The 23,192-nt window shown below is 58.3% G+C and carries 20 protein-coding genes and 1 pseudogene; 5 read left to right on the top strand and 16 right to left on the bottom strand.

Going from position 1 to position 23,192, the window contains the following annotated elements:
- Positions 1–9 precede the first annotated feature (9 nt).
- From J5W70_RS07895 to J5W70_RS07865, 8 genes and pseudogenes are all read right to left on the bottom strand, one after another.
- Complete coding sequence (locus tag J5W70_RS07895; protein ID WP_022396186.1) at positions 10–2,391, bottom strand: GumC family protein; 2,382 nt, start codon at positions 2,389–2,391, stop codon at positions 10–12.
- Positions 2,392–2,395: 4 nt separating this feature from the next.
- Positions 2,396–3,181, bottom strand: coding sequence for a polysaccharide biosynthesis/export family protein (locus tag J5W70_RS07890; protein ID WP_022396187.1), 786 nt, complete (start codon positions 3,179–3,181; stop codon positions 2,396–2,398).
- Positions 3,182–3,199: 18 nt separating this feature from the next.
- A complete protein-coding gene (locus J5W70_RS07885) occupies positions 3,200–5,182 on the bottom strand; it encodes a UDP-N-acetylglucosamine 4,6-dehydratase family protein (protein WP_022396188.1) in 1,983 nt (660 codons plus the stop codon).
- Between the two features lie 11 nt (positions 5,183–5,193).
- Complete coding sequence (locus J5W70_RS12975; protein WP_343123149.1) at positions 5,194–6,351, bottom strand: DegT/DnrJ/EryC1/StrS family aminotransferase; 1,158 nt, start codon at positions 6,349–6,351, stop codon at positions 5,194–5,196.
- Between the two features lie 399 nt (positions 6,352–6,750).
- A pseudogene (locus J5W70_RS12970) lies at positions 6,751–6,981 on the bottom strand (PglD-related sugar-binding protein); the annotation flags it as partial.
- On the bottom strand, positions 6,978–7,586 hold the full coding sequence (locus J5W70_RS07875) for a sugar transferase (RefSeq protein ID WP_102731695.1): 609 nt from the start codon (positions 7,584–7,586) through the stop codon (positions 6,978–6,980). The gene J5W70_RS07875 and the pseudogene J5W70_RS12970, both read right to left, overlap by 4 nt.
- Positions 7,586–8,704: a glycosyltransferase family 4 protein gene (locus J5W70_RS07870; protein ID WP_022396191.1), complete on the bottom strand. Its 1,119-nt coding sequence runs from the start codon at positions 8,702–8,704 to the stop codon at positions 7,586–7,588. The genes J5W70_RS07875 and J5W70_RS07870 overlap by 1 nt, the downstream gene beginning before the upstream one ends.
- Positions 8,701–9,792: an EpsG family protein gene (locus tag J5W70_RS07865; protein WP_215832702.1), complete on the bottom strand. Its 1,092-nt coding sequence runs from the start codon at positions 9,790–9,792 to the stop codon at positions 8,701–8,703. Before J5W70_RS07865 ends, J5W70_RS07870 begins: the two co-directional genes overlap by 4 nt.
- Positions 9,793–10,253: 461 nt before the next feature.
- On the opposite strand from J5W70_RS07865, the gene J5W70_RS07860 reads away from it, so the two are divergent.
- The 3 genes from J5W70_RS07860 (at position 10,254) to J5W70_RS07850 (ending at position 13,711) form a co-directional block, all read left to right on the top strand.
- On the top strand, positions 10,254–11,324 hold the full coding sequence (locus J5W70_RS07860) for a glycosyltransferase family 2 protein (protein WP_022396193.1): 1,071 nt from the start codon (positions 10,254–10,256) through the stop codon (positions 11,322–11,324).
- Positions 11,325–11,484: 160 nt separating this feature from the next.
- Positions 11,485–12,969 carry an ABC transporter substrate-binding protein/permease gene (locus tag J5W70_RS13015; RefSeq protein WP_022396194.1) on the top strand — a complete coding sequence of 495 codons (1,485 nt, stop codon included), beginning with the start codon at positions 11,485–11,487 and terminating at the stop codon, positions 12,967–12,969.
- A complete protein-coding gene (locus tag J5W70_RS07850) occupies positions 12,962–13,711 on the top strand; it encodes an amino acid ABC transporter ATP-binding protein (RefSeq protein ID WP_022396195.1) in 750 nt (249 codons plus the stop codon). The genes J5W70_RS13015 and J5W70_RS07850 overlap by 8 nt, the downstream gene beginning before the upstream one ends.
- 82 nt (positions 13,712–13,793) lie before the next feature.
- Here the strand turns inward: J5W70_RS07850 and J5W70_RS07845 are convergent, their stop codons facing one another.
- From J5W70_RS07845 to J5W70_RS07815, 7 genes are all read right to left on the bottom strand, one after another.
- Positions 13,794–14,678, bottom strand: coding sequence for a hypothetical protein (locus J5W70_RS07845; RefSeq protein ID WP_215841903.1), 885 nt, complete (start codon positions 14,676–14,678; stop codon positions 13,794–13,796).
- Between the two features lie 23 nt (positions 14,679–14,701).
- Complete coding sequence (locus tag J5W70_RS07840; protein WP_102722366.1) at positions 14,702–15,568, bottom strand: hypothetical protein; 867 nt, start codon at positions 15,566–15,568, stop codon at positions 14,702–14,704.
- Between the two features lie 102 nt (positions 15,569–15,670).
- Entirely contained in the window at positions 15,671–16,588 is a 918-nt protein-coding gene (locus J5W70_RS07835) for a hypothetical protein (RefSeq protein ID WP_022396198.1), read from the bottom strand.
- A complete protein-coding gene (locus J5W70_RS07830) occupies positions 16,585–17,430 on the bottom strand; it encodes a hypothetical protein (RefSeq protein WP_022396199.1) in 846 nt (281 codons plus the stop codon). Before J5W70_RS07830 ends, J5W70_RS07835 begins: the two co-directional genes overlap by 4 nt.
- A 291-nt stretch (positions 17,431–17,721) precedes the next feature.
- Entirely contained in the window at positions 17,722–18,237 is a 516-nt protein-coding gene (locus tag J5W70_RS07825) for a P-loop NTPase family protein (RefSeq protein ID WP_022396200.1), read from the bottom strand.
- Positions 18,238–18,486: 249 nt separating this feature from the next.
- On the bottom strand, positions 18,487–19,038 hold the full coding sequence (locus J5W70_RS07820; RefSeq protein WP_022396201.1) for a cysteine hydrolase family protein: 552 nt from the start codon (positions 19,036–19,038) through the stop codon (positions 18,487–18,489).
- Between the two features lie 302 nt (positions 19,039–19,340).
- A complete protein-coding gene (locus J5W70_RS07815) occupies positions 19,341–20,723 on the bottom strand; it encodes a tetratricopeptide repeat protein (protein ID WP_022396202.1) in 1,383 nt (460 codons plus the stop codon).
- A 137-nt stretch (positions 20,724–20,860) separates the two neighbouring features.
- Between J5W70_RS07815 and J5W70_RS07810 the strand changes: the two genes are divergently transcribed.
- Positions 20,861–21,553 (top strand): pseudouridine synthase, encoded by a 693-nt coding sequence (locus tag J5W70_RS07810; RefSeq protein ID WP_022396203.1) that lies wholly within the window; start codon positions 20,861–20,863, stop codon positions 21,551–21,553.
- A gap of 14 nt (positions 21,554–21,567) precedes the next feature.
- Complete coding sequence (locus J5W70_RS07805; RefSeq protein ID WP_022396204.1) at positions 21,568–22,344, top strand: RluA family pseudouridine synthase; 777 nt, start codon at positions 21,568–21,570, stop codon at positions 22,342–22,344.
- A gap of 11 nt (positions 22,345–22,355) precedes the next feature.
- Here the strand turns inward: J5W70_RS07805 and J5W70_RS07800 are convergent, their stop codons facing one another.
- Positions 22,356–22,997 (bottom strand): NAD(P)H-dependent oxidoreductase, encoded by a 642-nt coding sequence (locus tag J5W70_RS07800; RefSeq protein WP_022396205.1) that lies wholly within the window; start codon positions 22,995–22,997, stop codon positions 22,356–22,358.
- Positions 22,998–23,192 lie beyond the last annotated feature (195 nt).

Here is a 23,192-nt window from a genome sequence, read left to right as displayed (position 1 = left end):
TGAAACGAATTATTTTCCCGCGCACGGGGAGGAGGTGTCCAGGCTTCTGTACACGGCATACCCGCGGGAAGAGCGGCCATGGGGCTCCACGTCGCACAGGACGATGCCCATGCGCTTCAGCTCTCCGTTTTTCCAGATCTTCTGCAATCCGGCCAAATCACGCTTCTTCACGCAGCCGGCCCGCATGACGTACAGCGTAACGTCGGCCAGCCGGGCGACGATGCGCGCATCCGCCAGGGAGGAGTAGGGAACGCAGTCCATGAAGATGAAATCATACTGCTCCTTTACTTCCTCCATCAGCTTCCTGATGCGGTCATGCAGCAAAAGCCGGGAGGGATGGTCCGGCACGGTTCCCGCAAACAGGTAATCCAGGTGGTCGGAAACGGGGGATTGTTCCACCAGGGAACGCCAGCCGCCCTCCCCGGCCTGCTCCAGATCCCCCAGGCCCGGCTTTCCGGCTCCGCCCAGCAGGGCGCTGAGCGCCCCTTTTCTTAAATCCATATCCATCAGCAGCACCTTCTTTCCGGCCACGGCCAGGGAAAGGGCCAGGTTCACGGAAAGATAGGTTTTCCCCTCCCCGGAACAGGTGGACGTAATCAGGACGCTGAGGGGGTTCCCCTCGTTCCCGTCGGAAAGGGCCACCATGCGTTCCGCCAGCAGGGGGAAGCATTCGGACAGCTCGGAAGGTTCTTCCAGATTCACCACGATTTCCTGGTTCTTCAGCTTCCGCGGCTTGCGCGGCAGTTCCCCGTACACGGGAATGGAGGTCAGGGTTTCTATTTCCTTCCGGCGCTTCACGCTGGAATCCAGCATGGCCGCGACCACGCACAGGAACACGGGAATGGCCATCCCGGCCAGAAATCCCACCATCAGAATCTTGGGAACGTTCGGCTCCAGCGGACCGTTGCCGCCCCGCACGCCGTCCACCATCCGCGCGTTGTCTTCCGTGGCGGCCAGGGCCAGGGAATTTTCCTCCCTCTTGTTCAGCAGGAGAACGTACAGGGATTCCCGGACGCGCTGCTCGCGTTCAATGTGGTTGACGGCCCTTTCCCTGCTGGAAACATTCCTGATATGCTCCCGCGTCTGCTCATGCTGGTCCTGCACGTTCTTCTTCTTGACCAGCAGGGACGTATAGTAGTTATTCACGGAACGCTTCAACGCATCCTTCAGGGAGTTCAAATTGGCCTCCAGTTCGCGGATAATCGGATTGTTGTCCCCGGCATTCACCTTCAGGCTCGTCCTTTTCAGCAGGGTGTCATTAAAAACGCTGATCTGGTCCCGGATGCCCATGTCCGCTATCTTTGAATTGATGGGGACCAGCCTGGCGTCATGCTCGGCCTCCTGCTCCAGGTAATCTTTCAGGTATTCTATGGACTTGATTTCAAGCTCCAGCTCTCTCAAATCCTTCTTGTCATTGAGGCTGTTCTCATATTCCTCCGTGAGGGCCGTGGACAGGTCCGTCAGAACGTCCGTCTCCTTTTTCAGATCTTCAATGGCGAGGTCATTTTTCTTCATTTCCTCACTGATGACGTCCAGGCGATCTCCGATGAACTCGTTCGTCTTCGTGCCGCGCTTGTTCTTTTCCTCCAGGGACGCCTCATTGTAAAAATGGACGATGCTGTACAGAATATCCTCCGCCTTCACCGGATTATTGCAGCGCATGGAAATGTTGATCAAATCATTCTTTCCGCTCGCCTTTCTGACGGTCAGGCCGCTTCCCAGCCCCATCGCCGCATTCTTCACGGAAGTTCTCCTGACAATCACGGGAACGTTCAGGCTGCTTTCGTCAAACTTGGAAGTTTTCTCCACGATGAAGGCCTGGGAGTCAAACCGGATTTCCTTGCCGAAGACGCCCGTCTCATGCCCGTGATGATCCTTCTCATCCTTTTCCAGGCGGAATTCCGTTCCGGAAACGGGAATCACCAGGAACCGGGCGTCAGCCGTTTTTCCCTCCTGCGTGAACTGCACCGCAATAGGGGAGTCCTGATAAATTTCCACCTTCCGGAACCCGTTCTTCTTCCAGTAGGTGACGTCCAGCTTCAAATTCCGGACTACCGTTTTCAGCAGGGAATGGGAGGAAAGCAGGAAAATTTCATTGTCCAGATTGGTGGCGCCCGTGTTGACTATTCCGTTGGTGGAGGCCAGCACCGTGGCGGCCACGGATTCCCTGGGGTAATCATCCTTGATGAGGATGGTGGTGGCCTTTCCGTACACCTGGGGCTGCCGCGCCGCGTACAGATAGGCCAGGGGCAGGCAAATGCAAAGGGAAAGCACGCACCAGTACCATTTCCGGACAATCCGGCCCATGATGGCCCTGGGGCTGGGAAGCAGGGATGCCGGAGCGGCGCCGCCGACATCCAGGGTTTCCTTCTTGGGGGAGAGGTCTTTCATGGGATTAAATGCAGAAGGCCAGAATGACCATGGCAATGGAGGTGCCGGAAATCAGGTAGGGATAAATCTGGAGCTGTTCGCTACGCGTGTTCACCTTCCTGTCCGACGGAGTGACGTAAATGACGTCATTCTGCTGGATGTAGTAGTAGGGGGAATGGAACAGGTCGCTGTTCCGCAGGTCCACCTTGGACGCAATGCGCTCTCCCTGTGATTCCCGGATAACGTAAATGTCACGGTTGCCGTCCATGTTCAGGTCTCCGGCCTTGCTCAGCGCTTCCAGCAGCGTCAGGCGTTCCCCCTTGATTTCATAATTGCCCGGCTTGGACACTTCCCCGAGCACGGAGAATTTGAAGTTCATCAGGCGCACGCTGACGGCGGGGTCCTTGATGTACCCTTCCCTGATGATTTCACTTTCAATGTCGTTCGCCAGCTGGGTGCAGGTTTTGCCCACGGCCTTGATTCTCCCCAGAACGGGGAACACGATGTCGCCGTCCGTGTTCACGAAGTACCCGCGCTCGTCATCCCTGGGGCTGGAAACGCTGCCGCTGTCCTTGTTGAACATCTGCGCGAGCGTGGGATTCTTGCTGCTGACGGAAATGAACAGGCGGTCATCCTTTTTGATGACTATCTTATATTCCTTCCCGATGGACGCTTTCTGGTCCAGCACCAGGTTCTGGACGTAATTGACTTCTTCAGGCTTGACGCAGGCGGGAAGCGCGCACGCCAGGGCGGCGGCCACCAGCAGGCGGCTCCACAGGGAGGGATGACGGAACAGATGTAGGTATTTCATTGGATGATTAAGCAGAGGTTAGATGGTAAGGGGTTTCTTCAAGTCCAGGTAGTCGTACTTAGCGTAGGGAGAGTTGTTGCTCTTGTATTCGGGTATCAATTGCTTCATGGCGCGGATGGTATCCTCCAGATGGTGGGCTTCCGCATGCCGCACCAGCTCTTCAAAGGCTTCCTTCAGCTCGGACATGTCATATTTCCGGGTCTGGAAAATGCGGATGCGCTGGTGGGAGGTTTCCAGCGTATGTTCATAGTCCGCCAGAAGTTCTTCATAAAGTTTTTCGCCGGGGCGCAGTCCGGTGAAGACGATGCGGATATCCTTCAGCGGAGAGAGCCCTGCCAGGCGAATCATTTTTTTAGCCAGCTCCACGATTCTGACCTGTTCCCCCATGTCGAAGACGAAAATCTCCCCGCCCTTCCCCATGGCGTTCGCTTGCAGAATCAGGCGGCAGGCTTCCGGGATGGTCATGAAATAGCGGATCATTTCAGGATGTGTGACCGTAACGGGCCCTCCCTTCCTGATCTGCTCCTTGAACAGGGGAATAACGGAGCCCGCGCTTCCCAGCACATTGCCGAACCTCGTGGTAATGAATACGGTGGCTCCTTTTCCGCTCTTTTTCAGCAGGGCTTCCCCCAGGCTCTGCACGTACATTTCAGCCAGCCGCTTGGTAGCGCCCATGACGCTGGTGGGGTTCACCGCCTTGTCCGTGGAGACCATGACGAAACGCTGCACCCCGTACTTGACGGCCAGGGAGGCCAGATGCATGGCCCCCTTCACGTTATTGACCACGGCCGTGCACGGGTTCTCCTCCATCAGCGGAACATGCTTGTAGGCGGCCGCATGGAAAATCACATCCGGCCGGTACAGCTTCATGCTTTCCTCCAGCTGGCGGCGGTGGCAGACATTGGTGATGGAAGTGGCAACGGGAACGTGGGGATATGATTTTTCCACCTCCTGGCGCACCAGCCACAGCGGCGTTTCCGCGTGGTCCAGCAGAACGATCCGGCGCGGGGAAAACCGGCACAGCTGCCTGACCAGTTCGCTTCCTATGGAACCGGCCGCGCCCGTCACCATCACCACCCTGCCCTTGATGCCGCCGGAGATTTTTTCCATGTCGATGCTGATTTCCTCCCGCTCCATCAGGTCTTCAATCTGCACTTCATCCACGGCCACGCCGGAATATTCGTGAAACGACTGGAACAGGTCGTGGGAAATCATCAGTTCAATCCCCTTTTCCAGGCAGACGTCCGCCAGCTTCTTATCTCCCAGCAAATCGTCCTTCCCCACAAAAATGACTCCCGACGCCTGGAACACATTCAAGGCCGTCTCCACCTCCGCGGCCTCCTTGATCAACCGTATCGGAATCTCCTTGATTTCCTTGCCGTCCGCCTCCGGAGCGGAAGTCAGGATGCCCACCACTTCATATTCCTCACTTTTCAGGCTTCTGATAAGGGAGGCTTTCAGGAGGCAGGCGTCCAGCTTGCCCACCAGCGCAATCCTCTTGCGTCCGGTCGTCGTGAGAGAGGAAACGGATTCGCTGGAATTGAGGTGTTCCAGCCATCTTCTCCCGCCGATGCACGCCATGCGGCACCCGATCAGGACCAGGAAGGTGATGACGAAATTGAAAATGGCGCAAACGACATGCCCCTTGTAATACGCGGGCCAGAGAAGAATGTTAAAGAGGCACAGTAGCATGCTGGCCAGCAGGATGGCCGCCATCAGCTTCTGCAAATCCTTCATGGTCGTGAACCGGACCAGGGTCTTGTAAACGCCGGACCGCCAGAGCATGGTGCCCGTGACAGCGAGATCGAAGAGAAGGGCTACCCCCATGTGCTTGTCCACCCAGTCACCCTTGTAAATCCATTCCCCGTAATAGCAGGCCAGCAGCGTGACCAGGGAGGAAAGCCCCAAATCCAGCAGGAAGATGAATTTCCCGCTGGCATTCAGCAGATAATGCCGGGCGTAATAGAGGAATTTTGAAATCTGGCTATGAGTCTCGGTCATAAGAGCGAACATTAAAGATTCAACAAGACGTCAATGATGCGGTCCACGTCCTCCCCGGCCAGGGAAGCGCCCGAAGGCAGGCACAGGCCCTGTTCAAACAGGCGGTCCGATACGCCGGAGCCATAAAACGGGCAGGAGCGGAACACGGGCTGCAAATGCATGGGCTTCCAGAGAGGGCGGCTTTCCACCCCGGCCTTCTGGAGCGCCAGCCGCAGCGTTTCCCGGTCAAACCGGGCCTCCTCCGGATTGACCTGAACGCAGGTCAGCCAGTGGTTGGAATGGTAGCGGGAATCCGGATTTTCCAGCAGGGACAGCCCCGGCACGCCGGAAAGCCGGCGGCGGTATTCTTCATGGATGCCGCGCCTTTTTTCCAGGAAGGAGGGGAGGGAAAGCATCTGCCCGCGGCCTATGCCCGCGCACACGTTGCTGAGGCGGTAATTGTAGCCTATGCGCGTGTGTTCATAATGCGGCGCCTGGTCCCTGGCCTGGGTGGCGTAAAACTTGACCCTGTTCCGGGATTCCTCATCCGGACAGCACAGGGCGCCCCCGCCGGAGGTGGTGATGATCTTGTTTCCGTTAAAGGAAAAGGCCCCGTACGTGCCGAACACCCCGCACTTCCGCCCCCGGTATTCGGAACCCAGCGCTTCCGCGGCGTCTTCCAGCACGGGAATGCCGTATTTCCCGGCAATCTCCATGATCTCCCCCATGCTGGCGGGCATGCCGTAGAGGTCCACCGGAATGATGGCTTTGGGGGTGCGGCCCGTCTGCCTGATGCGGTCCCGGATGGCTTCCTCCAGCATCTCCGGAGACATGTTCCACGTCTTTTCCTCACTGTCCACAAACACCGGGGAAGCCCCCTGGTAAATGATGGGATTGGCGGAAGCGGCAAAGGTCATGGACTGGCAGAGGACTTCATCCCCCGGCCCCACTCCCACCATCACCAGCCCCAGATGAAGGGCGGAAGTGCCGGACGCCAGGGCCACCACATGCGTTTCCCCCAGGTATTCCTCCAGTTCCCGTTCAAAAGCGTCCACGTTCGGCCCCACCGTCGTCACCCACTTTGATTCAAAGGCTTCATGCACGAACCTTTCCTCTGCCTCCCCCGTGCAGGCGAGGGACAGCCAGACGGTGGATTTCTTCTCCGGCGCAGGGGACGGCTTCTTTTTCAGCACGGCGGGACAGCCCGCATAAGTGCCTCCCACCAGCGCATCCCGGACCAGGGTGGAATTGGCGCCCAGGACGACGTTTTCCTTCACCGTGCGGCACGGGAGCACCACGGACGCGGCCCCCAGGAAATTGGCATTACCCAGCGTCACGCCTCCGGACACCTTGCAGCCGTTGGCCACGACGTTCCAGTTTCCCAGCGTCACGTCATGGCCGATCAGGGAACCGCAGCTGAACAGGTTGAAATCTCCCATGTCCACATGGCAGCTGAAGATGTGGCCGAAGCTGATGACATTCCCCTTCCCCATGGCCACCCGGCCGCGGTCATAAAACTTCACATCAGGGGCGATGATATTGGGAAAATCCAGCAGGGGATTATCCAACAGGCCGGAAATGCGTTCCAAAGCCCGTGGCGAAGCAATCGCGATCACGACGGAAAGAGGCTCCTTCCAGGCATTCAGGTCTTCCACCGTGCCCAGCACGCGGCCGTACTCATTTTCCGTTCCGGCGGCCACCCCGTCATCAAAGAAACCTATCAAATTCCAGGAGGGGGACTTCCCGTTGATTGCGCGGAGGCAGCAGGCCGTTTCCCTGCCGAATCCCCCGGCGCCGATGATTGCTATATTCTTCTTCATTTTCCGGAACCCGTGAATTTTTCCATGGTGGCGCTTCCCTCAGCGCTGATGCCCTGGCGCTGGACCACCTTCGCCAGCGTTAACAGAATGATGCGCGCATCCAGCAACAAGCTCAGATGGTCCACATACCAGACGTCCAGTTCAAATTTGCGGTCCCAGCCGATGGAGTTGCGCCCGTTGACCTGGGCCCAGCCCGTAATGCCGGGCCTCACGTCATGGCGGCGCGCCTGCTCCGCACTGTACAGGGGCAGGTATTCCGGCAGCAGCGGGCGCGGACCGATAAAGCTCATCTGCCCCGCCAGCACATTGAACAGCTGGGGCAGTTCATCCAGGGACAGGGAGCGCACCAGCCTCCCCGCGCGCGTCAGCCGTCGTTCGTCCGGCAGCAGTTCTCCCCGGTCATCCTTTTCATCCGTCATCGTCTTGAATTTGACGATGCGGAACAACTTGCCGTGGCGGCCGGGCCGCGTCTGGCGGAAAAACGGCGTTCCGCGGTTGGCGGCGGCCAGAAGCGCCGCCAGCGCCAGGAACGGAACCAGCAGCACCGCCAGCACAATCAGGGCGGCGGAAAAATCCAGCACCCTCTTGATGCAATTACCGTAAATCATGCCGACGCCCTCCCGTAAAAATGGAGCAATGCTTCCCACACCATCCGGCAGCTGAAACGGCTTTTCACCTGTTCCGCCGCTTCCGCGCCCATCCTCCCGCGCCGTTCCGGGTCGTCCCGCATGGCCGCCATGGCCTGCCGGAGAGCCTCTTCATCCCGTGCCGGAACCAGCAGGCCGTTCACGCCGTCTTTCACAATCTCATTGCACCCGCATATATCCGTGGCAATGGAGGGCAGTTCCATGGCACCCGCCTGCAGCAGCGAATTGGGAAATCCCTCCCGGTAGCTGGGCAGCACGAACGCGTCCGCGGCTTCCAGCCAGGGCCGGATATCCTCCTGAAAACCGGGGCGGAACACGCCGGGCACGTCCAGCTTGTCTCCAGCGTAATCCTCCGTCCATCCCACCAGAGCCAGAAAAACGGGAGTACGCCCGGCCTCTGCGCGCAGGGCGGAAAACGCGGCAAGCAGCTCACGGATGCCCTTGTCTTCCGTAATGCGCCCCACAAAAACAAACAGCACGGCATCTTCCGGCAGTTCCAGACGCTCCCTCACTTCCTCCCGGCAGCCGGAACGGCGGAAATAATCAGGATCAACGCCGTTGACGTTCCCGTGGGCCAGGATTTCCAGGGGCTTGCCCGTCACCTTCTCCGCCATCAAGAGCTGCCGGACGCCCTCCCCCTCCGGAATAACGTGGGTGGCAAACAGGCAGGTCAGGCGGTCCATCTGCTTGAGCAGGAACTTGAAGGCCCCCTTCCGGTAGGGAAAAATCAGGCCGGTGAAGGTATGGACGCGGACCGGAACGCGGGCAAGAGCCGCCGCCGCCATGCTCAGCAGTCCGGCCTTGGGGGTCACGGAATGCACTCCCCACGGGCGTTCCCTGCGGAACAGCAGGAACAGGCGCCACAGGCTTTTCAAATCCTTCCACAGGGAAATGGCCCGTTCCATCTCCAGCTCCACGGTTTCCACGCCTTCGCGGCGGCGGATGCGCGCATGCGCCGCTCCGGGGGAAGCCACGGCAAGAACGTCAAAAAACCCGTTCAGGTAATTCAACTGGCCCTTGAGCAGCAGGTCCAGCGAGATAGGGGACGCCGCAACCCGGATAAGCTTCCTTTTCATGCGTTGTAAATATTCATGTAAAAGGTGAAGGCGTAAACCACCGGGATAAAGCAGGCCAGTTTCTTTTCCTGGTCCGCCCAGAACCTCTGCTTGAAAAAGGGATAGATGAAGACAAAGCCCATCAGGAACCAGGAAAGCTGGGCGAACCTGTTGCTGAACGCCGCGTACATGCAGAGAATCCAGAACGCATTGGCCGCAATGTAGATGTTCAGCAGCCACGTATACATCACGTCCCGGTATTCCTCCCGGAACAGGAAGTAACAGCCCGTCACAATGGGGAGCGCGCTGTAAATCAGGAAATCCCAGCGGAAACCCACGCTGCTGAACAATGCGGAGGAAGCCTTCAATTCATCCGCCTGGTTGATGTAAAGGGTCAGGCGCGGATCATCGAAAAAGCCGGAGGAGGCGATCATCTCCCCGATGGCGGGACCGGCCAGAATAACGGCCAGGATGCTCCCCACCCACGCCGCCACGTAATACCGCGTATCCGTGATAAACCAGGCGCAGGCTCCCGCCGCGGCCAGCAGCATCATGGACTTGTGCAGGCTGACGGCGAGCACGGTGCAAAGGAGCAGCATTTTAAGGTTGCTGCGGAAGGTGAGGCCCAGAATCATCACGGAGGCGGCCATGCCGTTGCGGACGCCGTTGACCCCATATACCCAGAAGGTGAACATGGCGCACGTAATCAGGAAGGGAATGAACCACCGGGCTCCGAAAATCCTGTAGCTGGCCAGGGCCAGCGCTCCCACGTATACCGCGGAACAGGTCAGGAAATAATCGTGCACATTGCCGTGCTGCACCCACGCATGCAGAATGACGGCAAACAGCCATTCTCCCTTCATGCCCGTCAACTGGGCTTTCCAGTTGCCCGCCTCCTCCTGCTGAAGCGTCTGGAATTCCGCGGCGTAATTGATGGTATCTCCAAACTCCGCGCTGACGGGACGCGCGCCCATGTACATGATCAGGGCGACGACGAATAAAAAGCCGGCCAGACTGTCCAGCCTGGCGGTGGAAGCGGAAAAGATTCCTCCCGTTCCCGCCTGATAAACCGCACCAAGGATTAAAAAAAGAATGGTCCAGTTAAACAATGCAGTGTATGAGGAAATGGGAATAAAATCGAAACACATGCCAAGGCAAAAACGGGCGCGGCCGGACATTAGCGGATTACCAGTCCGTTTGAAAATACAGGCCCGGAAAAGCTGGCAAATTCAGCCTCTTAGGCAGGGGAGGAAAAACGGCTTTTCCGTTGGGATAAAAATCCAGAAACTCCTTAAAGTTTATATTGTCAGAATCTTCGATTGACAGCGGACTGGTAATCCGGTTTAATATTTGGCCCTCAAAAAACGATTTTTCTTTCCCTTTATCATTATATATTGAATATGAAGAAAATAGCAAATGACTCTAACTATACGATAATGTAGAAAACAGCTTTTCGGCATTGTTTGACGCGCCCGGATGCCCTATCGTTTCCTCCGGTCCGGGCCATGTCCCCTGCTTCCGTTCCGGCAGGCATCCTGTTCATGGCGGCGGAGCCTTTACGACCGCACCCATGCACCACCCTGTTCAAACCATTCCGGAGGCTCCCCTCGTCAGCATTATCGTTCCCGTGTACAACCTGGAAACGTGCGTTTCCTCCTGCCTGGACAGCCTGCTGCGCCAGACCTGGTCACCGCTGGAAATCATCCTGGTCAATGACGGTTCCACGGACCGCACGGCGCACATCCTGAACGCCTATGCGGCGCGGCATCAGAACATCCGGGTCATCACCCGGGAGAACGCGGGGGTGGACGCCGCGCGCTACGCCGGCATGGACATGGCCGCGGGAGAGTATGTGATGTTCGTGGACGGGGACGACGCCATTTTTCCGGACAGCGTGGAAGCCATGGCTCAAATGGCCGTCCGGGAACGGGCGGACGTCGTCATCGGAGACTACGTCCGCCATCTGGACCGCTTCGGCCTCTTCCGCAGGAAGGACGGGCATATCCCGCACAGCCGGGTGGTGGAAAGGGAGGAATTCCTGTCCTCCTACCATTCCGGCTTCTTCGGCATGGACAGGCACGGCCTGTTCTACACCTACGGGAAAATGTGCATCAAGCTTTACAGAAGGGAATTCCTTTTGTCCAGCCGTCCCTCCCCCAGCGGGCTCAGGTACGCGGAAGACCAGCTGTTCAACCTTCAGGTATTCCCCAGGGCGGAACGAATCGCCGTGCTGGCAAAGGAGGTGTATATCTATAAATTCGGAGGGGTGACCGGGAACCTGTCCCTCTCCCTCTTTGACGACATGCTCCGCCTTCATTCCCTCAAGCTGACCCTGACGGACCGGGAAGACTGGAAAAAAAGCGAACTGGGGGCCTTCCTGAACAACGTGCGCAGCTTTCTGGCAACCCTGGCCGTCTCCGGAAAACTGAAGGCGGACGGCATGCCGCAGGCGCTTGAAAAATTGAACGCCAGCTCCATCTGGCGCCACGCGCTGGAAGCCTATCCCGCCCGTGACGACGCCTTCCTTTCCGCCATGCGCCGGAATGACGCCGCGGCGGCCTACGCGGAACTCAGCCGCCATACCTTCCTGAAAAAAATCGCCTACAGGCTGCGCCGGATCCTTCTGCGGCTGGTCCGCTGAATCCATTCCCGCACCGTGGGAACGTCCCCACGCTCCCCGGCACAGCCGCCGCAGGGCCGGAAAAAGCCGGAGCCGGGAAGAAACAGTTTTTTATTGCGTTCCGGGCGGGTAAATCATATATCCCAGCGGTTCAGCCTCCACCGTTTTTTTCCTACCTTCCATGCCCTCCATTTCCTTCCTGAAAAACCTCGGAGTCCTGCTGACGGGCTGGCTCCTCTTATGCTGCGGCGCGGGAGCGGCGGAAAACGGCAGAATCCTGATGGTGACGGAAGCGACCTTCCCGCCCTACGAATTCCGGGAGGGGAACGCCATCATGGGCATTGACCCGGAAATCATGCGGGAGGTGGCCCGGCGCACCGGCAGGGAGCTGGTCATTGAAGACATGAGCTTTGACTCCGTGATTACGGCGGTGGTCTCCGGAAAGGCGGACGTGGCCGCCTCCGGCATCACGGTCACTCCGGAACGCAGGGGAAAGGTGGACTTCTCCATCCCCTACGTGGAAGCCGCGCAGGTCATCATCGTCCCCAAAGGCTCCCCCATCCGGGGCCGGGAAGACATCCGCGGCAGGAGAATCGGCGTGCAGCACGGAGCCACGGGAGACACCTACGTCACCCGGAACATCCAGCAGCCGGAACGCTTCCCCAACGGGGCGCTGGCCGTAGCCGCCGTGGCGGCGGGCAAGGTGGACGTGGCCGTAATTGATCAGGACCCGGCCAGAATGTACGTGGCAGGCAATGACCGGCTGGAAATCCTGCCGGAACCCCTCACCTCAGAATCCTATGCCATTGCCGTCCGCAAGGGAAATCCGGAACTTCTCCAGGACATCAACAGCGCCATTGCGGACCTGAAAGCCTCCGGCAGGCTGGAGGAAATAAGGACCGCGTACGCGGCCATGCAGGTCAAGTCCGCCGCGGGAGCCGGAAAACACGCCGCCGGGGGGAACTGGCTGGAAAACATGTGGCTGGACCTGAAGGACTCCTTTGACGTCAACTTCATGCAGGAAGGCCGCTGGAAATACCTGGCCAACGGCTTCCTGGTCACGGTGGAGGTCTCCTTTTTCTCCGTCCTGCTGGGCATCCTGATGGGCTTTGTGGTAGCCGTCATCCGCGCCACGCATGACAAGACGGGCAATTTCCGCTTCCTGAACGCCCTCTGCAAACTGTACCTGACGGTGATCCGCGGCACGCCCGTGGTCGTGCAACTGCTCATTATCTACTTTGTGATCTTCGGTACCGTGGACGTCAGCAAGGTGCTGGTGGCCGTGGTGGCCTTCGGCTTCAACTCCGGCGCCTACGTGGCGGAAATCATCCGCGGCGGCATCATGGCCATTGACAAGGGGCAGTTTGAAGCCGGCCGCAGCCTGGGCCTGGGATACGCCCAGACCATGATTTTCATCATCCTGCCCCAGGCCTTTAAAAACGTGCTGCCCGCGCTGGGGAACGAATTCATCGTGCTGCTGAAGGAGACCAGCGTCTCCGGCTACATTGCCCTTCAGGACCTGACCAAGGGCGGCGACATCATCCGGAGCCAGACTTACACCGCCTTCATGCCCCTGACGGCCGTAGCCCTGATTTACCTCTCCGTGGTCATGCTGTTCAGCTGGCTGCTCGGCAAACTGGAAAGGAGACTGAAAAACAATGAATGAACAGCCCGGAAACACCCCCATGTTCCAGATCAGCCGCCTGGTGAAGGAATTCAACTCCGTGCCTGCGGTCAATGACGTCACCACGCAGATTGACCGGGGGGAAGTGGTCTTCATCGTAGGGCCGTCCGGCTCCGGGAAAAGCACCTTCCTGCGCTGCCTGAACCTGCTGGAGGAACCCACCTCCGGGGAAATCCTCTTCAAGGGGGAGCTGGTCACCTCCCCCCGCACGGACGTCAACCAGTTCCGCCGGCACGTAGGCATGGTCTTCCAGCACTTCAACCTTTTCCCGCACCTGACCATCCTGGAAAACATCACGATCGCCCCGGTCAAAACGGGACGCTCCACCAGGAAGGAGGCCGTGGCCCAGGCGGAAACCCTGCTCCGGCGCATCGGGCTGTACGACAAGAGGAACTCCTATCCCCTCCAGCTTTCCGGGGGACAGAAGCAGCGCATCGCCATCGTGCGCGCCCTGGTCATGAATCCGGACGTGATCCTGTTTGACGAACCCACATCCGCCCTGGATCCGGAAATGGTGGGGGAAGTGCTCTCCCTGATGAAGGACCTGGCGCAGGGTGGGCTGACCATGGTGGTGGTCACCCATGAAATAGGGTTTGCGCGGGAGGTGGCCTCCCGCGTCCTGTTCATGGACAAGGGAAAAATTGTGGAAGAAGGGCCTCCCGCCCAGGTGATCGACCACCCCGCCAACCCCAGGCTGAAGGAATTCTTCTCCAAGGTGCTCTGACGCGGCCAGCCCCGGAAACTTCTCCGCCGGAGACCTGCCCCGCGCCCTCCTGCCGCCGAAGCAGGAGGCAGCGAAGACCGCCTTACTTCTTCTTCTCCCTGATCTCCCCCCTCATGCCCAGCTTGACGTCCACGGGGACGGAGACCGGCTCCACAGGAACCTTGTAAATCATCCGGAACCTGAGTTTTTGCATATTCTCCGGCTCTTCAAACTGCAGGCGCCTTGTCCATTCACGGTAGGAGGAGTTCATGCTGCTCCCCCCGCCACGGGATTCGGTTTCCAGAACTTCGTCCTTCTCATTGAGAATTTCAAAACGGTCCAGGTCGAAGGAGCTTTCCACCCCCAGCCCCAGAATCATTTTCCTCATCTTTTTTCCGTTCCTTTCAAACGTACTGCACTCTTTCAGGAAAAGCCTGCCTGTAGGCACGCTTTCAGACAGGACGATGTCTCCGCCGCCCGCTTCCTCCCGGTCATTGGCTCCCGGCAGCGGCACATGCTCTTCCGCCTCTTCTGCCAGGGGAAATTCGTAAACAGGGCTCTCCACGGAACGGGAGACGGGAACGCGGAACACCCCTTTCAGCCGTACCCAGGAAGCGTCCGGAGAAGGCAGTTCTCCGGCAACTCCATTGACGGTTGCCTGTACTATTCCGCCTTCACTCCGCGGGTACATGCTGCCCATCCTAAACTCTGCCGGGGCCAGCTTCCTGCCGGTGGAATCGGTCGCCTCCAGATACTGGATACCGTCATCGTATCGCGATCCAAAGCCCAAGGGGGACTTGACGCTGAAATTTACTCCGAACTTCAGCTGCAGAGGGGATTCCTGGGGCGCTCCGTTAATCCACATGCTGTTTTTTTCCATGCCGACGGAAACAAAAACGACCTTCACCGGATTTTTTTCCTCCGGCTTGCCGCCGCCCCACGCCGCCGCTCCCAAAGCCGCAGCGGCGCACAGCAAAAAACCGGGCAACAATAATGCTCTGCCTGTTCATCCTAGTTCTCCTTGTTCGGGGTATCCTGTTGTTCCACGGCGCCGGACAGGCCGCACTGGATACGGACGGGCACCATGATTTTCCTTAATCCCTCCGCATATTGAACGGCCACCTTCAGTTCCTCCTGCTTCTTCCCCTGCATCCGGAAGTACCGGCCCCAGTCATAACTCTTCAGGGAGCGTCCGGAGCTGGAACCGTAATTTTCCGTCACCAGTGGAGCGCCATCCGGGGAATGCAGTTCAAAATCCAGAAAGCCAAGCGGAGTGGAAGAATGGACTTCCACCCTCAGCATATACCCCTTCGTGTCGTCTCCGCCCTCATCATAATGGCCTTTCAGTTTGACCTTCACGTCCCCGCCGTCCAGTCCGGCGTTCTTGAGCACCAGAGGAACGGAGAAATCCTTGACCGTCATCTTGAGCGTCACGCTCTCTGAAACGGCGGGGCTGCTATATATCACCAAGGGAACCTCCCCTTTGACTTCCACCCACCTGGCTTTTTCCGAAGGCAGCCAGGACGGCGTACTTAAAAAAATTGTTCCGGCTATGTTGCTCTGCTGGTAGGAACGGGAATCACTGTAATGGCAATTCGTTTTGGCAGGAGAACTTCCTTCGGAATCCGTCAGGGCCAGCTCGGAACCGGACTCCCCGCCATAAGCCACCTTCCATGAAGAAGACGTTTCCCTGACCTTCAAATCCATGGAAAACGACCGGCTGGCTTTTGAAAACGGCCCGGCCTCCTGGAGGTTCGTTCTCCAACCATCCAGGGAAACGGTTACGGCAGGTTCTTCAGGGCTTTCCTTTCCGGCAGCGGGGCCGGAAACAGCCGCGCAGCAGAACGCGGCCAGCCAGGGCAGGCAATAGTGAAGCATAGGCAGGGGGTAAGGGTACTTTTTCAGCATAACACGTTCGCAGAACGGCACAAGATGAAAAGAGACCGCCGCCAAGGAAGAAGCGCCGGTTCCGGCAAAACGCTAGCCTGCTTTCTTTCCTCCCCGCTTTTCCGCCTCCTCCCGTATTTCCCCGCCTATGCCGAACCTGGCATCTACAGGAACGGAAACATACTTCAGGGCAGTTTTATAAACCAGCCGGACCCTGCATTTGTCTGCATTCATTTTTTCCGGAGGGGAAAACGTAAAATCGGCCGTCCAGGTTGTTGACTCATCATCAATCTCCGAATTGTCAAGGGACTGGTACTCCAGCACTTTCCCATTCTCGTCAAGAAGCTGGAATTTTTCCGGACGGAACGCGTTATTCGCGTCCAGACAAATGCTGAGCATGAGCTGTTTTTTTCCATCTTCCGTCACCCGCTCGCATTTTTTCACATACAGGTTCCCCACCGGCAGCTCGCCCGGTTCCACCACATCGTTCACATTCCCGCCGTTCTCTTCCTCAATGCCAGGAAGCGGAATGAAGGCGGCGGCGCCCTGCCTTAAAGGCAGTTCGTAAACAGGGCTTTCCAGCGTGCGCGCCACCGGGACCCTCAGGCATCCCTTCAGCCGGATCCAGGCACAGCCGGCAGGGGGCAGATTGGCCGCAGTGCCTTCAATTACCGTGAAACTCACTCCTTTTCTACTATTTTCATTCAGCCATGCCGTTTGAAATTCCACAGGGGCCAGCTCCCTGCCATCCGCTGCCCACCTTCCCAAAGACTGGTTTTCCACCACGCTACTCTCTCCAAACCCCCAGGGTTCGCGGATGAAAAGAACGGCGCTGCACTTCCATTGCAGTACCCCTTCCCCGCCGTCATTCCCCGTGTCCCGCTTCAACCCCGCTTCCCTAAAGACGATTCCCACTTTTTCCTCCATTTTCCCCTCTTCCGCTCCCCGGCACGGCTGCCAGCCCGGCAGGCAGAAGACGATGCCGCACCATAAACAATGTATCGCCTTCATGGTTTCCGCTGCCGTGAAGTTTCCCGGACCATTCCGGACAGACCGAATTTCAGGTCGACAGGCACGTCAATCCGTTTCAGCTCAGTCATGTAATTCACCAAGACCTGTATCTCCCCCTTTTCTTCCGGTTCCAGCCTGTAATCCCATTCCCAGGAGAGGGAACCGCCGGAACCGGAAGAATAGCCCCAGCTCCAATTTTTCCCCATCACGGGAGTACCGTCCGGTTTCATGAGCGTCACTCCGCAAATACCCAGCATGCGTGACGAAACCAGCTCCACGTTCAGGTTTATTTTTCCGGAATCCTTATTGAGCGACCTTGTTATTTTCAGAGTAGCCTGCGCGTCTCCCTGCCGGCCGTCATCCATCAGGCTCCCGCCTTTCAGAACAACATGGCGTTCTTCCTTTTCCTTGTCCATGGAAAAAAGACAGCCCTCGGACGTCACCTCCTTCTCCGCTGTCACCAGCAGCATATTCCCCTTTACACTCACCCAGCGGGCATCCGGAGCGGGAACCCAATCTTCCGTTTCCATCCTGAATTCGGGATCGCGGGCATGCAGGAAATCAACATAATCGGAAGGAACGTTCCCGCCACCGGTGGAATCACGTATCTCCAGGCGGATGCCCTCCTTTCTGCTCCCTATGATTTTGCCGGGACCGGGATTGGAAAAACCCAGCACGACCTGGAACGTTCTTTCCGGTTTTTTTATTCCGGGCTCCCAAGGGATTTTACTTGTAGCCGACAGAAGAATGACGGAAACCGCCTTTTCCGCCGGCGCCTCGTCACCCGGCACGGAAACGCCCGCAAACAGGCAAAAAACGGGGATTGCGAAAAAGATTTTCATCAGGGCAGTTGTTACAGTAATTCACGCTAGCATTTCCCTTTCAAGGATCAAGGGTAAAATGAAAACGTCAGGAATTCACTCCCTCTGCCGCCGCATGGGAACGGTGGAAGCGCAGCATTCCGTTCCCGCAAAGCCGCCTTCCGGCCATGTTGTAAAACCGGGAAGCCGCTGCCGGAAAACTTCTCCGCCCGGGTGAAATGTCCATCCCGAGCAATGCCTGACGCTATGGAAAGCCGCAGGCAGGCATAGCGCCGCCTCTCTCCGGAAAGGCCTCACACGAGACCTCCGTTTTTACAACACGATATCCACGTTGTAGGACTCCTCAATCAACAGATAGTCACACCCATGCTGCCTGCATTTCTCAAGGTTGTCCCTGTTTTCACGCAGCAGGCTCTCCCGTGTGCAGGACGCCTCATCCATGCGCTGCTCAATCGCGTTTGCATGGTCCATGATGTCATGGTAATGCCTTTGAATATAATTCTCTGAAAAAATCAGGCAAACATACCGGATCTGCTCCCGGCAGGCCGGTGTAAAATCCTTCTTCCAGTCAAAGGGGATGTAGCACCCTTCCACCACCAGATTCTGCCCGTTTTCCATGGCGGTTTTTACAATTTCCCTGATAACGCTCCAAAGGAAGGGGGTGAGCTCTTCATCTGGGCTTTCAGGTGCAAGGGGACATATTCCGCTGCGTATCAACCCCATCTTTAAATGGTCAATGGATAAATAGGGATAGGAATATTTTTCAAGCGCCCGCTGCGCCGCAAGCGTTTTTCCGGTATGCGTGCCGCCGCCAATCAGCAGAATCACCGGAAATCCCTCCCCCGGCGTCCCTGCGAGGCATGCTCGATTCGCCCGATGCGGGCAACGCCCGGCATTGTTCCATTTCCGTTATCCAGGTTCATGTTGACTAACTGTGGATATATTTTACAGGATTTCCCGCAAGCCGCGTGTTTTGCAAAAAAAACGGGCCGGGCCGCACAGAGGGGGAACAGGGGGCGCCCCTCCCTACAGGCATTTTGCCCTGCTTTCCGGAGGCACGTTCTGCGGCTAGGGACCCTAAAGTTCCAGTTGCTCCGCCAGCTTGATTTCCGCAAACATTCCATTCAAGCCTGCCATATACGCATCCTGTACTGCCTGGGCCGGGATGGAATGCTCCATGATCTTCAAATCCCTGGCAGCGCAGGCGTCATACAGGAGCGTGACGGGAATGCCGTAATCCTTCGCCGCGCGCACGGTGGTATCAATGCACATATGGGTCATCATTCCGCAGACAACCAGTTCATTCACTTCCCTGGCTTGCAAGAGCTCCAGAAGATTCGTCCGGAAAAAGCTGTTTGGAGCATGTTTCACGACAACCGGCTCATCCCCCGCGGGAGCAATGTCCGGATGGATTTCCGCGCCGACGGTATCCGGGAGGAAAAACGAAGCGTCCGGACGGGTGTTGATGTGCTGGACAAAGATAACGGGAAGCCCCTTTTCCCGGAACCGGTCCAGTACGGCCCTGGTCCGTTCAAGCGCTTCAACGGCGCCCGCCAGTTCAAACCGGCCGCCGGGAAAATAATCATTTTGAACGTCAATAATAAGCAATGCCTGCATCAGCTTCTCCATCCGGCCATTTTTCCAGTTCTTGCAGAGGCGGGCAAGGAAAATTACAGGAGCGCGTGTACTCCTCTCCTCCCCGCTACCGTTGCTTTTGCGGAATCTGGCAGAATGAAGTAATACGTTTGACGGAAGCATCCCGGGAAAAGAGCCTCACAGCGGCCATACCGGGAAGGAGACCGCCGCGGCCGCTTCCGGCCCGGGGCAGCCCATCCGCAGGAAGGCCGTCCATCCAGCAACAAAGCCTTTGCCGTCTCCGGCAAAGGCTTTGAGAATGGCGCCCCGTCGCGGGCGCGGAATGGATCGGAACCTTAATTGCTGTAGGAGGATTCCACGCGCTTGGCTACGTCGCGGTAGCCGTATTCGGCGTCGTAAATCTGCTGGAACGCCGCCAGGGATTCCTCCTTCTTGCCCAGCTTTTCATAAAGCAGGCCGATCATGTAAAGGATTTCCTTCTTGGTGTCATTCATTTCAATCAGTTCCTTGTTGGCTTCCTCCAACTGGCGCAGGGCCATATCATGCATGTTTTTGGCGTCATAGCACTTGCCGAGCAACAGCATGGCGCGGATGCGGATATGGGGGTTGTTGCGGGCGCGCTGGAGCTCCGGAATGGCTTCCGTGTAGTTGCCGCAGTCGAAGAGGGCCTGCCCCAGTTCAAAGCGCGTCTGCGGGTCCGTGGGGTTGTTTTCCACGCGCTGGCGGCACACGGCCACCTGCTGTTCCGCCGCTTCCTTGCTGAACTGGGCGAGCTGTTCCTGAAGTTCCTTGTTGTCCGGCTCCGCGGCGGCGCGGCGGCGGATTTCCTCCACCTGGGCCTTGCGGTAGCGCTCGTTCATTTCAGAGGCCTTGTTTTCCAGGGAAATATCATTGTTGCTGAGGCTGAACGCGTAGTTGTAGAAGGAATAGGCATTCGCCCAGTCCTCCATCTGTTCATAGACGCCGGCGATGTCGCGCACGGCGGCCAGGTCCTGCTGGTTCTGGGCATAACGGGCGGAAAGGAGCCCAAGGCGTTCTTCCAGCTCCGCACGGGTGAGGCCCTTCTTGTCGCTCTTGTCCAGGGAGTTCGTTTCCGCGGAGTTCTTCATCACGTCCCGGAAGCTCTTGGCTTCCTCCCACTTCTGCTGCTGCATCGTGGCGCGGGCCATGCAGTCTTTTTCACTCTTCACGGCCACGCTGTCCGTGGGGTCCAGCTTCACGAGGTCATGGTACACCTCAGCAGCCTGGGCGGGCATGTCCCGTGAAACGTAATGGGAGGCCAGCATGTGGAGCATCTTCTTGTTGCCGGGATGGCCCTGGCGGACGGTTTCCAGCGCAAAGGCGGCCAGGTCCGGGAAGCCCACGTCCATGGCGGCCGTGTACAGGGCCTCGTTGACCGGAATGCTGTAAGGATCATTTTCCAGTTCGTCTTCCAGCGCGGAAAGCTGGGTGGCCGCATCCTTCTTGGAGGAGGTGAGCTTGCTGGTGCTGATTTTCATGCCGCTGAACAGGCCGCCTTTCTTGGCTTCCGGGTTCAGCTTGATTTCACAGGCGCGCAGCGCCCTGCGGCCTTCCAGAAAGCCGGGAAGCTGCTTCACCAGGGCCTTGAGCAGGCTGACGGCATAGGGATAATTGTTCATGTCCACCGCCTGGCGGGCGCGCACCCAAAATTCGGCCTGCTGGGGGGTCAACTGTTCTTCTGTAATCGTTTCAATCATGGAACTATATAAGCGTAAATGGTGAACAACGGCAGCGCTCCAAACGGGGAGGCTCCGCATGTAATAGTTTAATGCTATCAGCCGGGGAGGCATACTTCAACCTTGTTTTTTGTTCCCGTTAGGAAAAAATACGCCGTATGAGACTGGATGCTCTTTTATCCCGCTACGGGTACTGTTCCAGGCGGGAAGCGCCGGGCTGGATCAAACGCCACTCCATCACGTTCAAGGGGGAACCCTGCTCCGCCCCCACGGACAAGGTGCAGGCGGAAGGCATCCTCCTGGACGGGGAGCCGGTGGAGTTCCCGGACGGCCTGTACGCCGCCCTTTACAAGCCCGCGGGATATACGTGCAGCCATGACGACAGGGAGGGAGACGTGATTTACGACCTGCTGCCCTTCCAGTGGCGGCACAGGAACCCCGCGGTTTCTTCCGTAGGACGGCTGGACAAGGAAACATCCGGCCTGCTCCTCATTACGGACGACGGGAAATTCATCCACCGCATGACGTCCCCCAGGCATCACGTCGCCAAGGTTTACGAAGCCGTCACGGAAGAGGACATTCCGGCGGAGGCCGTGGAACTGTTCGCCTCCGGAACTTTCACGCTGAACGGGGAGGACCGCCCCTGCGCCCCCGCCGTGCTGGAAATCCTGGAACCGCGCCGCGCCCGGCTGACGCTGACGGAGGGGAAGTACCACCAGGTGCGCCGCATGCTGGCCGCCGTGGGCGCTCCCGTGGCCTCCCTGTGCCGCATTTCCATCGGCTCCCTGCATCTGGACAGCCTGAACCTGGAGCCGGGGGAATGGATGCCCATCCGTCCGGATGCGCTGTAATCCTCCTGTTCGCCATGTGGATTCCCATTTCCGACGCTCCTATTGCCTGCTTTCCGCACTTTGAGGTGGCGGCGGAGTCCGGGGACTGGATTGTGGTGGACAAGGGCGCGCCCCTCATCGTCCACCCGTCCAACGGGAAGAAGGAGCCCAACCTGCTGGAGGGCGTGGAAGCCCTGCTGAGCTATGAAATAGTCAACGGAGCCGCCCTTTCCCTGGTCAACAGGCTGGATCGGGAAACCAGCGGCCTGACGCTGATCGCCAAGAACAAGGCGGCGGCGCGCGAGCTGGGGAGGGCCATGCAGCGGCGCAGGATGCACAAGGAATACCTGGCAATCGTGCAAGGCCGGCCGGAGTGGGCGGAAACAACCTGCGCCGCCCCCATCCTGAGACAGGGGGACGTCGCGGAAAGCCCCATCTGGGTCAAGCAGGCCGTTCACCCCGCCGGGAAGGCATGCGCCACCGTTTTCCGGACGGAACGGACGTGGAACACGCCCCGCGGCCCGCTGGCCCTGGTCCGGTGCATTCCGGAAACCGGACGCATGCACCAGATACGCGTGCATCTGACGCACCTCGGCCATCCTATTCTGGGAGACAAGATTTACGGCCCCTCCGAAGCCTGCTATCTGGAATACATCCAGCACGGCTGGAGCCGGGAGCTGGAAGAACGGCTGATCCTGCCGCGCCATGCGCTGCATGCCTGCCGGCTGGAGTTCCCGTTTGATGAAGAAGTTTTCACCGCGGAAGCCCCGCTGCCGGAAGACATGCGGCAACTGCTTGAAGCGGGGGATTAAAGAAAATTCCGTCAGACGACCGGAATGACGTCATCCCGGTCAAAGCGCACTTTTGCCAGACGGGCGTATTTGTCCGCCTCTTCATCCCGGTAGCCCAGGGCCAGGGCGCAAAGCGCATAGTACGGGGAGCCTTCCAGGTTCAGAATGCGGTCATAGGCCGCAGGGTCCATTCCTTCCAGAGCGCAGGTATCCACCCGGAGGTCAGCGGCGCAGCTCATCATGAACCCGAGGGCGATGTACACCTGGCGTTCCAGCCATGCCTTCAGGACTTCCGGAGACTTGGAATCCACCAGTTCAAAAATGCGCGCGCGGTACTGCTCCAGGGATTCCATGGTGACGCCGCGCACTTCCACAATGCGTTCCAGATAGCGCTGCACATCCTCCGGCTTGAAGTCCCTGCGGGCGCAGAAGACTACCAGATGGGAGGCGTCCGTAACCTGGGGCTGTCCCCAGGAAACCTCCCGGAGCCGTGAGCGCACGGACGGATCCTGCACGTCGAGGAATTTCCACATCTGGAGACCGAGGGAGGAAGGACTCAAATGCAGGGATTCCAGAAGGGCCTCCCAATCCTCCGCCGGAATTTGGCGGTCCGGGTTGAATATCTTGGTGGCATAGCGCCATTCCAGCGTCTTGATCAATTCCTGAGCGTTCATATTCGTATAAAATGATTGATGCGGGAGCTTTCCGCGTAGCCGGCGCGCCGGGCGGCGTTGCCGCCATGGCATGCGCCGCGGTTTGCCCCATGTCATGGCATTTTCCCCGTTTCCTCCCCGGAATGCAAGCCAAGGTTCCGGCACAAGCGCGGCAGCGGGTTCTTGCGGAAAAACTTTTCCTACCCGGTACGCCGG

This window comes from Akkermansia massiliensis, from assembly GCF_018847375.1.
GTDB classification, from domain to species: Bacteria; Verrucomicrobiota; Verrucomicrobiia; order Verrucomicrobiales; family Akkermansiaceae; genus Akkermansia; species Akkermansia massiliensis.
The sequence above is the reverse complement of the archived record's forward strand: the minus strand, read 5'-3'. Positions and strand labels throughout refer to the sequence as shown.